The organism is Streptomyces umbrinus (assembly GCF_030817415.1).
GTDB classification, from domain to species: Bacteria; Actinomycetota; Actinomycetes; order Streptomycetales; family Streptomycetaceae; genus Streptomyces; species Streptomyces umbrinus_A.
In genome coordinates this window covers 8,916,292-8,927,949 of sequence record NZ_JAUSZI010000002.1, presented here as the reverse complement: position 1 = coordinate 8,927,949, position 11,658 = coordinate 8,916,292, and the positions used below count along the sequence as shown (strand labels likewise).

The 11,658-nt window shown below is 72.5% G+C and carries 8 protein-coding genes and 1 pseudogene; 6 read left to right on the top strand and 3 right to left on the bottom strand.

From position 1 onward, the window contains the following. Positions 1 to 33: 33 nt before the first annotated feature. The gene (locus QF035_RS39435; RefSeq protein WP_143637122.1) at positions 34 to 798 is read right to left on the bottom strand and encodes a ZIP family metal transporter; all 765 of its coding nucleotides are present in this window, start codon (positions 796 to 798) and stop codon (positions 34 to 36) included. A 146-nt stretch (positions 799 to 944) separates the two neighbouring features. Between QF035_RS39435 and cobM the strand changes: the two genes are divergently transcribed. The 6 genes from cobM (at position 945) to cobC (ending at position 8,038) form a co-directional block, all read left to right on the top strand. Continuing rightward, positions 945 to 1,799: a precorrin-4 C(11)-methyltransferase gene (cobM, locus tag QF035_RS39430; protein ID WP_307525934.1), complete on the top strand. Its 855-nt coding sequence runs from the start codon at positions 945 to 947 to the stop codon at positions 1,797 to 1,799. Beyond that, complete coding sequence (cbiE, locus tag QF035_RS39425; RefSeq protein ID WP_307525932.1) at positions 1,796 to 3,364, top strand: precorrin-6y C5,15-methyltransferase (decarboxylating) subunit CbiE; 1,569 nt, start codon at positions 1,796 to 1,798, stop codon at positions 3,362 to 3,364. Before cobM ends, cbiE begins: the two co-directional genes overlap by 4 nt. A 196-nt stretch (positions 3,365 to 3,560) precedes the next feature. After that, positions 3,561 to 5,243, top strand: a complete 1,683-nt coding sequence (gene cobJ / locus QF035_RS39420; RefSeq protein ID WP_307525931.1) for a precorrin-3B C(17)-methyltransferase — start codon at positions 3,561 to 3,563, stop codon at positions 5,241 to 5,243. A gap of 5 nt (positions 5,244 to 5,248) precedes the next feature. Beyond that, a complete protein-coding gene (locus tag QF035_RS39415) occupies positions 5,249 to 5,944 on the top strand; it encodes a precorrin-8X methylmutase (protein ID WP_307531758.1) in 696 nt (231 codons plus the stop codon). Beyond that, positions 5,941 to 6,885, top strand: a complete 945-nt coding sequence (locus QF035_RS39410; RefSeq protein ID WP_307525929.1) for a sirohydrochlorin chelatase — start codon at positions 5,941 to 5,943, stop codon at positions 6,883 to 6,885. The genes QF035_RS39415 and QF035_RS39410 overlap by 4 nt, the downstream gene beginning before the upstream one ends. Continuing rightward, a complete protein-coding gene (cobC, locus tag QF035_RS39405; RefSeq protein ID WP_307525927.1) occupies positions 6,875 to 8,038 on the top strand; it encodes an Rv2231c family pyridoxal phosphate-dependent protein CobC in 1,164 nt (387 codons plus the stop codon). The genes QF035_RS39410 and cobC overlap by 11 nt, the downstream gene beginning before the upstream one ends. Before the next feature lie 230 nt (positions 8,039 to 8,268). Here cobC and QF035_RS39400 read toward each other — a convergent pair. Next, a pseudogene (locus tag QF035_RS39400) lies at positions 8,269 to 9,900 on the bottom strand (IS200/IS605 family accessory protein TnpB-related protein). A 569-nt stretch (positions 9,901 to 10,469) separates the two neighbouring features. Next, complete coding sequence (locus QF035_RS39395) at positions 10,470 to 11,561, bottom strand: amidohydrolase family protein (RefSeq protein WP_307525924.1); 1,092 nt, start codon at positions 11,559 to 11,561, stop codon at positions 10,470 to 10,472. Positions 11,562 to 11,658 lie beyond the last annotated feature (97 nt).

Genomic DNA, 11,658 nt, shown 5'->3' with positions numbered 1-11,658 from the left:
GTGACTCCGGTCGGAGGGCGCCACCCGCGCGCCTCACTCCGCGATGCCCACCACCAGCCAGATGAAGGACGCCCCCGCGATCGTGCACAGCAGCGTGGAGCGGGCCGGGTGTTCGTGGTGGGCCTCGGGGAGGATCTCGGCCGCGGCGAGATAGAGCAGCGCGCCGCCGAAGAAGCCGAGATAGCCGCCGAGCAGATGCTCGGGGATGGTGAACAGCAGCGTCGAGGCGGCGCCCACGACCGGGGCCGCCGCGTCCGCGAACAGCATCGCGACCGCCTTGCGGCGGGCGTTCCCGTACAGCGTCGTGATCGTGTACGTGTTGAAGCCGTCCGCGAAGTCGTGGGCGATCACGGCGACGGCCACGGCCGCTCCCATGCCGCCGCCGACCTGGAAGGCCGCGCCGATCGCCACACCGTCCATGGCGCTGTGGCCGACCATCGCGGCGGCGGCCGTCAGGCCGACTTCGGGGGCCCGGCCGTTGTGTTCCTCCCCGCCGTGCGCCGCCATGGGGGTCCCCCCGGTCGAGCGGAGCCGAGACTGGGGGAGGACGGCCAGCAGGCGTTCCACCAGATGGGCCAGCAGAAAGCCCGCCACGAAGAGCAGCAGCGCGGCCGGTACGCCGAAAATCTCGTCGCCCGCCGCGTCGAGCGCCTCCGGCAGCAGGTCCAGGCCGACGACGCCCAGCATCAGACCGCCTGCCAGACCGAGTACGAGGTGGCGGCGGTCGGTGACGCGTTGCGCCGTCCAGCCGCCGGCCAGCGTCATGAGGAACGCGCCGAGCGCGACGAACACCGCCATACGCCCTTGCTATCCGATCGACCCGTGTTCACGCACGTCCGCCGCACGTTCGGGTCTCCACGGCTTCCGGAATCCGCGCGCTGATGTCCGGAAGCACCCCTGAGAACCGCACTACTCGTAGGACTCGTAGGAGAGGACCCCATCCCATGGCCGATGCCCCCACCGGCAAGGTGACCTTCGTCGGGGCCGGGCCCGGTGCCGCCGACCTGTTGACGTTCCGTGCCGCGCGCGCCATCGCCGAGGCCGACGTCGTGATCTGGGCGGCCAGCCTGGTGCAGGCCGAGGTTCTCGAACACGCGCGTGAGGGATCCGAGATCCTGGACTCGGCGACGATGTCGCTGGAGGACGTCGTCGCCGTCTACGAGCGGGCCGCCGAGACCGGGCTGAAGGTCGCCCGGATCCACTCCGGCGACCCCGCGCTCTGGGGCGGTACGCAGGAGCAGGTCGACCGGTGCGCGGAGATCGGCATCGAGACCGAGATCGTGCCCGGTGTCTCCTCCTTCTCCGCCGTCGCCGCGCTCGCCCAGCGGGAGCTGACCATCCCCGAGGTCGCGCAGTCCGTGATCCTCACCCGGCTGGGCGGCGGCAAGACGCCGATGCCGCCCGGGGAGGAGGTACGGGAGTTCGCACGGCACGGGACGACGATGGCGCTGTTCCTGTCGGCCGCCCGCAGCGGACAGCTCGTACGGGAGCTGCTGGAGGGCGGCTATCCGACGTCGACGCCGGTCGTGGTCGCGTACCAGGCCACCTGGCCGGAGGAGCTGATCGTGAAGTGCACGATCGGCACGCTGGAGGAGACCGTCAAGGAGCACAAGCTCTGGAAGCACACGCTGTTCCTGGTCGGCCCGGCCCTCGACGCGCACGGCACCCGCTCGCACCTCTACCACCCCGGCCACTTCCACGGCTTCCGCAAGGCCGACCCCGAGGCCCGCAGGGCGTTGCGGACGCAGGGTGCGCGGGGTGCGCAGAGTCCACGGGATGCGCAGGGTGTCACGCCATGATCACCGTTGTCGGTACGGGCACGGGGGCGCCCCTTCCTCCGGACGCCGGGGCCGCGTTGACCGAGGCGGGGCTCGTCGTGGGCGGCCGACGGCACCTGGCGGCCGCGACGACGATGCCGGACACGGCCGAGCGGGTCGTCCTGGGGCCGCTCGCGCCCGCCCTCGACGCGATCGAGCGGTTTCTGGGGAAACCGGAGGACCAGGGGCGGGTCGTCGTGCTGGCCTCCGGCGACCCCGGGTTCTTCGGGATCGTCCGAGCCCTCGCCGAGCGTTTCGGAGCCGAGCGGCTTGAGGTCCACCCAGGGGTGTCGTCCGTCGCCACCGCCTTCGCGCGGATCGGGCTGACCTGGGACGACGCGGTGGTCGTGAGCGCGCACGGGCGTGACCTGCGGACCGCCGTGAACGTCTGCCGGGCCCACCCCAAGGTGGCGGTGCTGACCGGTCCGGGCTCCGGACCCGCGGAACTCGGGGCCGCGCTGCGGTCCAGCGGGCGGGTTTTGGTGGTGGCTTCGGCGCTGGGGGCGGGCGCCGACTCGAGCGCGGGCACCGGCACCGGCTCGGGCTCGGAGGTTGCGTCAGACTCTGGCATGGCCTCGGGCTCCGGCTCGGGCGCCGCCTCCGCCTCGAACGCGGGCGCCACTTCGGGCACCGACTCGACCCCGGGCTCGGGTACCGGCTCGGCCTCCACCTCGAACGCGGGCGCGACCTCGGGCACCGGCTCGGGCACTGGCACTCGCTCCGGCACCGGCTCAGCCCCGGCCCCGGCCCCGGGCACTGGCACCACCCCGGGCTCGGGCTCCACCCCGCACTCGGACGCGGGCTCCGTCACTCACTCCGGGGAGCAAGAGCGCGTCGAGCGAGTCACCCCCGCCGAGGCCGCCGCCCGGGACTGGGGGCCGGTGGTGAACGTCGTGCTGTGTCTCGACGAGTCACGAGTCCTCTCCCCCGTGCGCACGATCGCCGGGCCGCCGTCCGGGCCCGCCCAATGGGCCCTGGAAGAGGGCGAGTTCACCCACCGGGACTCGATGATCACCAAGTTCGAGGTACGGGCACTGGCGCTGGCCCGGCTCGGACCGCGGCTCGGTGAGCATGTGTGGGACATCGGCGCGGGCTCCGGCTCGGTCGCCGTGGAGTGCGCACGGCTCGGGGCCGCCGTGACCGCGGTGGAGAAGACCCTGGACGGTGTGGAGCGGGTCCGCGCCAACGCGGCCGCACACGGGGTCGACGTGACCGCCGTGCACGGCGCCGCGCCGACCGTGCTGTCCGACCTGCCCGACCCCGACGCCGTGTTCATCGGCGGGGGCGGACGGGAACTGCCCGCCATCGTGACCGCGTGTGCCCGGCGGGCACGGCGGTCGGTCGTCGTGGCGATGGCCGCCCTCGACCGGGTTCCGGCGGTCCGGGACGCGCTCGTCGCGGCCGGGCTCGACTGTGACGGCGTACTGCTGCAGTCGTCCCGGCTGGCGCCGCTGCCGGGGGACGTCACCCGGCTCGCGGCGACCAACCCCGTTTTCCTGCTGTGGGGCGTCCGGCCTATGGCGCGGAGTGAAGGAGTTGCTCATTGAATCCTCTCCCTCGCGAACGGGGGAGATTCCTGGCTCACACTGCTCGTCGGCTCAGCGAACCATCGAGTCTGACGCGATCAGCACCAGCCGGGTTGAAACCAGCCCGGTGTATGAAGTTTTGGGAGGTTACTGCTGTGCTGGCTTGGTTCTCGCTCAGCGCTTCGCGACTCTACCAGCCGTCTTTGGGAGGCACCCGGTGATCGGCTTGATTTCCGCCACGTCCGCAGGAGCGGCTGCGCGGGACCGGCTGGCCACAGCGTGGCCAGACCATACGCGCGTGTACGACGGTCCGGTCGGGGACGCCGTACGGCGGGCCTTCGCGGAGTGTGAGCAGCTCGTGTGCTTCCTGGCCACGGGGGCCGTGGTGCGGCTCGTCGCGCCGCTGCTCATCGACAAGGCGTCCGATCCGGGAATCGTGTGCGTCGACGAGGGCGGGCGGTTCGCGGTGTCCCTGGTCGGGGGCCACGGCGGCGGAGCCAATGAACTCGCCCGCGAGGTCGGCGAGTTGCTGGGTGCCGAACCCGTCGTGACGACGGCCACCGACTCCGTGGGCGTGCCGGGGCTCGACATGCTCGGCCTGCCGGTCGAAGGGGATGTGGCCGGGGTGTCCCGGGCCATGCTGGACGGGGAACCGGTCGCGCTGAACGCCGAGTTGGCCTGGCCGCTTCCGCCGCTGCGGGTCGCCGCGACCGGTGAGTATTCAATTCGGGTCAGCGACAGGGCTGTTGAGCCCGCCGAGCGTGAGGTCGTGCTCCGGCCGCCCTCCCTCGTCGTCGGCGTCGGCGCCTCCAAGGGTGCCCCCGTCGACGAGGTGCTCGGGCTCGTCCAGGACGCCCTCCGGGACGCCGGCCTTTCGGTGAAGTCCGTCGCCGAGCTCGCCACCGTCGATGCCAAGGCCGAGGAGCCCGGCATTCTCGGGGCGGCCGAGCGGCTCGGGGTGCCCGTGGTGACGTACGGCGCCGAGGAGTTGGCGACGGTCGACGTGCCGAACCCCTCGGACGCGCCCCTCGCCGCGGTCGGCACCCCGTCGGTGGCGGAGGCCTCAGCCCTGCTGCGCGGCGGCGAACTCCTCGTCCCCAAGCGCAAGTCGGCCGCGCGTCCCGCGATGGCGACCTGCGCGGTCGTACGCAGGCCGGGGCGCGGGCGGCTCGCGGTGGTCGGTCTCGGTCCGGGCGCCCGGGACCTGCTGACGCCCCGCGCGAAGGACGAACTGCGCCGCGCCTCGGTGCTCGTCGGGCTCGACCAGTACGTCGACCAGATCCGCGACCTGCTCCTGCCGGGCACCCGGATCCTGGAGTCGGGGCTCGGGGCCGAGGAGGAGCGGGCCAGGACCGCCGTGGCCGAGGCCCGGCTCGGGCAGGCGGTCGCGCTGATCGGCAGCGGTGACGCGGGCGTGTACGCGATGGCGTCGCCCGCGCTCGCGGAGGCGTCCGACGACATCGACGTGGTCGGGGTGCCGGGGGTGACCGCCGCGCTCGCGGCCGGGGCGATCCTGGGCGCGCCGCTCGGCCACGACCATGTGTCGATCAGCCTCTCCGACCTGCACACACCGTGGGAGATCATCGAGCGCCGGGTGCGCGCGGCGGCCGAGGCCGACCTCGTCGTCACCTTCTACAACCCGCGCAGCCGGGGCCGCGACTGGCAGCTCCCGAAGGCGCTCACGATCCTCGCCGGGCACCGGAAGCCGACGACGCCCGTGGGAGTCGTACGCAGCGCCTCGCGGCCGGACGAATCCAGCCGTGTCACCACCCTCGCGGGACTCGACCCGGCGACGGTGGACATGATGACGGTGGTGACCGTGGGCAACACGGCGACCCGTGAGATCGCCGGCCGTATGGTGACGCCGCGCGGCTACCGCTGGCAGGAGGAGCCCAAGTGAGCGCAGTGAGCCGGGTGTTCCCGGAGAGCCGCATCGCGGACCCCGGGGCGCGAGTCGTGCACCCCATCGAGGAGGAGTCCTTCCGGCGGCTGCGGGCCCGCCTGGACACCTCGCACTTCCCGCCGCTGACCCGTGCCGTCGTGGAGCGGGTGATCCACTCCGCGGCCGATCTCGACTACGCGAGCGATCTGGTGACCGACGAGGTCGCCCTTGAGAAGGCTCACCGGGCGCTGCACGACGGGGCGCCCGTCGTCGTGGACGTGGAGATGGTCGCGGCGGGCATCACCCGGCGCGACACCGTCTGCCGTCTCAAGGACGCCGTGTCCGGTCCCGGGCTGACCCGCTCGGCCCATGCGATCCGGCTCGCGTACGAGCAGGTCGGGCCCGGCGCGCTCTGGGTGATCGGCTGCGCTCCGACCGCGCTGGAGGAGCTCCTCACCCTGGACGCCGCCCCGGCGCTCGTCATCGGGCTGCCCGTCGGCTTCGTCGGCGCGGCCGAGTCCAAGGCCGCGCTGCGCGAGAGCGGGCTGCCCGCCGTGAGCAACGTGTCCGAGAAGGGCGGTTCGGCGGTCGCCGCGGCCGCGCTCAACGCCCTGCTGTACCACCCCGTTTCCCACCCGGTGAACGACGCCGTGTCCCACCCCGCGCCCGAGGCCGAGTCCCGGGCCGGTTCCCCGTCCGAGTCCAAGGAGAAATCGTGACCACCCCCGCCCCCGCCCTGCTCATCGCCGGACACGGCACCCGGGACGACGCGGGTGCCGAGGCCTTCCGCGACTTCGTACGGGAACTGGGCCGCCGCAACCCCGGACTGCCCGTCGCGGGCGGCTTCATCGAGCTCTCCCCGCCGCCGCTGGGCGATGCCGTGACCGAACTGGTAGAGCAGGGCGTGCGCCGGTTCGCGGCCGTCCCGCTGATGCTGGTGTCCGCCGGGCACGCCAAGGGCGACATCCCGGCCGCGCTGACCCGCGAGAAGGAACGTCACCCCGGGATCTCGTACACGTACGGGCGTCCGCTGGGCCCGCACCCGGCGTTGCTCGCGGTGCTGGAGCGGCGGCTCGACGAGGCGCTCGGCGGTTCGGCGCGGACCCCCGCGGACCGTGCCGAGGTGACCGTTCTGCTCGTCGGGCGCGGCTCGACCGACCCGGACGCCAACGCCGAAGTGCACAAGGCGGCGCGGCTGTTGTGGGAGGGGCGGGGTTACGCGGGCGTGGAGACGGCGTTCGTGTCGCTGGCCGCGCCGGACGTGCCGTCGGGCCTGGACCGCTGTGTGAAGCTGGGCGCGCGCCGGATCGTGGTGCTTCCCTACTTCCTGTTCACGGGTATCCTCCCGGACCGGGTGCGGCAGCAGACCGAAGGGTGGGCGGCCGCGCATCCGGAGGTCGACGTGGTCTCCGCCGATGTCATCGGGCCGGAGCCGGAGCTGCTCGACCTGGTCATGGAGCGCTACCGGGAGGCGGTCGAGGGTGATCTGCGGATGAACTGCGACTCCTGCGTGTACCGCATCGCGCTGCCCGGCTTCGAGGACAAGGTGGGGCTCCCCCAGCAGCCGCACTTCCACCCGGACGACGACGATCACCACCACGACGGGCACCACCACGGGCATCACCACCACGACGGCCACGCACCCTCCCATGCACACTGACAGGGGCGACAGAGACGGCCCGGGCGGACACCACCGCCCCGGCGGCGGACAGGGCGTCGGGGCACGGGCCATCGGCGGACAGGGCTCCGGCGGACTCGGTGACGCGCACGACCTCCGGCACCACGGTGACGCCGAGGTGCGCGACGACGGCTCGTCGCTCGTCGACCTCGCGGTGAACGTCCGCGCGGACACTCCGCCGGCCTGGCTGCGCGAGCGGATCGCCGAGTCGCTGGCCGGGCTCGCGGCCTACCCGGACGGGCGGGCCGCGCGGGCCGCGGTGGCGGCGCGGCACGGGCTGCCCGTGGAGCGGGTGCTGCTCACGGCGGGCGCCGCCGAGGCCTTCGTACTGCTGGCGCGAGCCCTGAAGGTCCGTCAACCCGTCGTCGTGCACCCGCAGTTCACCGAGCCGGAGGCGGCTCTGCGGGACGCGGGGCACACCGTGGACCGGGTGCTCCTGCGGGCCGAGGACGGCTTCCGGCTCGACCCGGCGGCCGTCCCCGAGGACTCGGACCTGGTCGTGATCGGCAACCCGACCAACCCGACGTCCGTCCTCCACCCGGCCGCCCTGATCGCCGAACTCGCCCGTCCCGGGCGGACGTTGGTGGTCGACGAGGCGTTCATGGACGCGGTTCCGGACGAGCGGGAGACCCTCGCGGGGCGTACGGACGTGCCGGGTCTGGTGGTGCTGCGCAGCCTCACCAAGACGTGGGGCCTCGCGGGGCTGCGCATCGGGTACGTCCTGGCCTCCCCCGAGACGATCGCCGAGCTCGAACGGGCCCAGCCGCTCTGGCCGGTGTCCACGCCCGCGCTCGCAGCCGCCGAGGCCTGTATGACTCCGCGGGCACTGGCGGAACAGGACCACGCGGCCCGTCGCGTCGCGATCGACCGGGCCCATCTGGTCGCCGGGCTGAGGGAGTTCGCCTCCGACGGCGTCCGGGTCGCGGAGCCCGCCGAGGGTCCCTTCGTCCTCATCGGGCTCCCCGGGGCGGCGGCCGTCCGTGCCCGGCTGCGCCGGCTGGGCTTCGCCGTGCGGCGCGGCGACACCTTCCCGGGGCTCGACGACACCTGGCTGCGCCTGGCGGTGCGCGACCGCACGACGGTCAACCGCTTCCTTCAGGCCCTGGACCAGGCGCTGAGCCTGCGGGACTGCTGACCTCGCGCGGGTGACGCACCACCCGGCGAGCGGGAGACAACTCCCGTGCGTGATCGAGTACTTCGTCGGGCCCTGCTCGGAGCACGACACTGACGCGACCGTGGTCGTCCGTCACGTGGGCCGAGCACGCGCCGACCAGCGCCGCGGGATCGGCGAGCAGAGCGGTGGCCGCCGCGGTGACGGCGATCCGGCTTGCGGAAAATTTGCTGTTCAAGGTGGTGGGACCGTGCCTAAAGACTGAGCGGGAGTGAGTCCTGTCGCCAGAACCCATGCTCAGCCGCACGCCCCGAACGGTGTTGGGCGTGCTGGTCCCCAGCTTTCGCTCCATATCCGGGCTCAGCGCATCGTGTGCGTGGTCCAGGAATACGGGGGCTGGTTTCCTCACGCCCAAGAGCGGCCGGTCGGGCCTGGACGGTCCGATGCCCACGACGATCGCTCCGGTCGTCGTGGGGCGGTGCCGTCCGTCGCCGGATCGGATGCCCTTGGGCGCGCCTGCCGATCGCGATGCTCGCGGCATCGTGTCGACTGGTCTTGCGGGTGGTGCTGGTCGTGGGGCGCTGCCAGTGTTGGGCGCCCCACTTTGAGGTGTAAGCCGGATCGACGGCGATGATCGCGATACCGGTCGCGTCAGCCATCGACGTCAAGCGGGCTCGGAGTCTGCTGGTGGGCAGGCCCGAGATGAGCTGACGGAACTTCTTCTTGCGGCCGTGCTTCTCCCTGGTCTTGTCCGCCGCGAAGTCCAGGTCCTCGATGGCGATGGCCTTGACGCCGCAGGTCTGGGCCCAATGGAGGAGTCGGGTAAGGGTGTGGCGGACCTGGGCGTCGCGGTGGCCCGCGGTGCCGGTCAGGTCGTAGAAGAAGCGGCGCGGGCTGCCGGTTGGGTTGCCGTGCGGATCGAGGCGCCAGGCGGCGAGGTGATCGGCGTTGGTGTCGACACCGATCACGCCCTGCGACAACGCGGCGTCCAGCGAGATCGCCGGAGTGGGCGCGTACTGCCAGGAGGCCGTCAGATACCAGCGGCCCCGCCCAACGTGCAGGTGGATGCCGTATGCGACGGCCCGGTTGGCCTGCACCCGGTCGGCCCACTCGGGGCCCCGGTGCGGGAAGGTGACCCGGGCGGCCAGGACGTACCGGCCGTGTGAAGCGTTGGCCAGTTCGGCCAGCGGGGCGGGGAGTTTGATGCTGATCTCGCCGTCCGGGGTGACGCGGATGGTCTCGTTCCCGTATCTCTTCCCAGACTCACCGTCGGTGGCGAGGAACCAGCGCTCCGCCTCCCAGCGCTGGCGCCATTGCGTCTGGGTGAGCTGGGCGTCGGCGAGGTGGTGCCGGGTATTCGCCAGATGTGTCCCGCCGCGCACCGCGCGCACTCGTCCGGCCTGCCAGTCCCGGATGGCGGCGGCGTGCCGGGCTTCCAGCGTGACCAGACGCCGGGACTTGGCATGCCACTCCCGCGCGGACCGGTAGCCACCCGGAGCCCCCTTCGAGCCGCGCGCGCCTACAGGCAGCGACAGCCGGTTCCGGATCGTCTGGATACCGGCCTCAAGACTGCGCACATGCGCGGCCAGGCAACGTCGGGACAGCGCCCACTGATCGTGCGACGCTTTGGTGACCGCCCCGGCCCAGCGGGACGACGACAACGAAGTCAGCGCCCGCTTCCGCACCGCCCACTTGTCCGCGGAATGCTCCAGACCGTCCGCGCAACGGGCCTTGAGATCCCGCGAAGCGAGCGCACCCATATGCGCGCCGACCAGCCGCAGCACCCGCTCGTCCTCGACAGTGAGGTGCTTGAGCCGGTCGCGGACCGCCACACCAGACGGCCCCGGAGCGACGAACGGCTCGACCATCAACCGCAGGCCCGAAATCGACCGCTCCCCCCTCCGACGCACAACACCCACCCCCGATCCACTCGTCACACAGATCAACGAACCGCATCGGGAAAGGTCACCCGTTCCCATCACGAACATTCAGGCGATCTACCCGCAGCAAGCGAGCAGCGCACGGAACTCGCACACACGCCCGTACGCGGTAGCACGGGGAAAACAGCAGCAGTCGAATACCCCCACGGGAGACGGAACCGGGAACGCGACGCCGCCGGCCGCTCCGCTCACGGGGACCTGCGGGGAGCACCGACGGCGTCGATGCGGGAATCCTTACGCACGGAGAGTGAACAGTCAGCAGCCTGACGGGAGTTCACTCATACGTGGAGTTTCCGTGCGCTTCTTCGAATCGCCCGGCACGTGCGTTCCTCATCTCCACCCGGATCCACCCGGATCACCGAACCGGCTCGAACGCGCCGGTTGACGCGCCGGAGCGCGCGCAGAAGTGCAGAATGAGCAGGCCCGAGGGGTGGTTACGCTCCGTCAACTTGGCGTCCGGCGGCTTGGCACTCGCTGACTTGGCGTCCGGCGGCTCCGACGCGCGAGCAGCGCTCCTAGCCGACGACCTTGCCGTTCAGCACCACTCGTCGGGGCGCCGCCAGCACCCGTACGTCCGCCCTCGGGTCCCCCTCGTACACGACGAGGTCGGCCGGTGCCCCCTCGTCCAGACCCGGCCGTCCCAGCCAGGCCCGGGCGCCCCAAGCCGTCGCCGACAGCGCCTCGACGGGCGGGATTCCGGCGGTCACCAGCTCGGCGACCTCGCCCGCCACCAGGCCGTGCGCGAGCGTGCCGCCCGCGTCCGTGCCGACGTACACGGGGACACCGGCGTCGTACGCGGCGCGCACGGTGTCGTAGCGACGCTCGTGCAGCCGCCGCATGTGCGCCGACCACTGGGGGAACTTGGCCTCGCCGCCGGCCGCGAGCTGCGGGAAGGTGGCGATGTTGACGAGGGTCGGGACGATGGCGACGCCGCGCTCGGCGAAGAGCGGGATGGTGTCCTCGGTCAGGCCGGTGGCGTGCTCGATGCAGTCGATGCCCGCCTCCACCAGGTCCCGCAGGGACTCCTCGGCGAAGCAGTGCGCGGTGACCCGGGCGCCCAGGCGGTGGGCCTCGGCGATCGCGGCCTCGACCTCGGCGCGGGGCCAGCACGCGCCGAGGTCGCCCGTTTCACGGTTGAGCCAGTCCCCCACGAGCTTCACCCAGCCGTCGCCCCGGCGGGCCTCCTGGGCGACGTACGCGACGAGGTCGTCCGGCTCGATCTCGTGGGCGAAGCCGCGGATGTAGCGGCGGGTGCGGGCGATGTGGCGGCCCGCCCGGATGATCTTCGGGAGGTCCGCGCGGTCGTCGATCCAGCGGGTGTCGGAGGGCGAGCCCGCGTCGCGGATGAGCAGGGTGCCGGCCTCTCGGTCGGTCAGGGCCTGCTTCTCGGCGGTGTCGTCTGCGACGGGGCCGCTGGGGCCCAGGCCCACGTGGCAGTGGGCGTCCACGAGGCCGGGTAGGGCCCAGCCGTTCACTGTGCGGATGTCACGGGCGCCTTGTGGGCGCTCGTAGGTGATTTTTCCCCCTACGATCCAGAGTTCGTCCCTGGCGTCGTCGGGGTCGATGAGTACTCGGCCCTTTACGTGCAGCACCGGCTGATCGCTCATGTACTGCACCCTAATTCGTCGGTGAAGTACTGAGGCTGCGGGCCGGTGGGGGCTGGTCGCGCCCACGCGGCGGAGCCGCAAATCGATACAGCCCCGC

Coding starts and splice junctions, on each gene's coding strand:
- cbiE (WP_307525932.1), top strand. CDS start 1,796: ATGATCACCGTTGTCGGTACGGGCACGGGGGCGCCCCTTCCTCCGGAC.
- QF035_RS39395 (WP_307525924.1), bottom strand. CDS start 11,561: ATGAGCGATCAGCCGGTGCTGCACGTAAAGGGCCGAGTACTCATCGAC.
- QF035_RS39435 (WP_143637122.1), bottom strand. CDS start 798: ATGGCGGTGTTCGTCGCGCTCGGCGCGTTCCTCATGACGCTGGCCGGC.
- cobC (WP_307525927.1), top strand. CDS start 6,875: ATGCACACTGACAGGGGCGACAGAGACGGCCCGGGCGGACACCACCGC.
- cobM (WP_307525934.1), top strand. CDS start 945: ATGGCCGATGCCCCCACCGGCAAGGTGACCTTCGTCGGGGCCGGGCCC.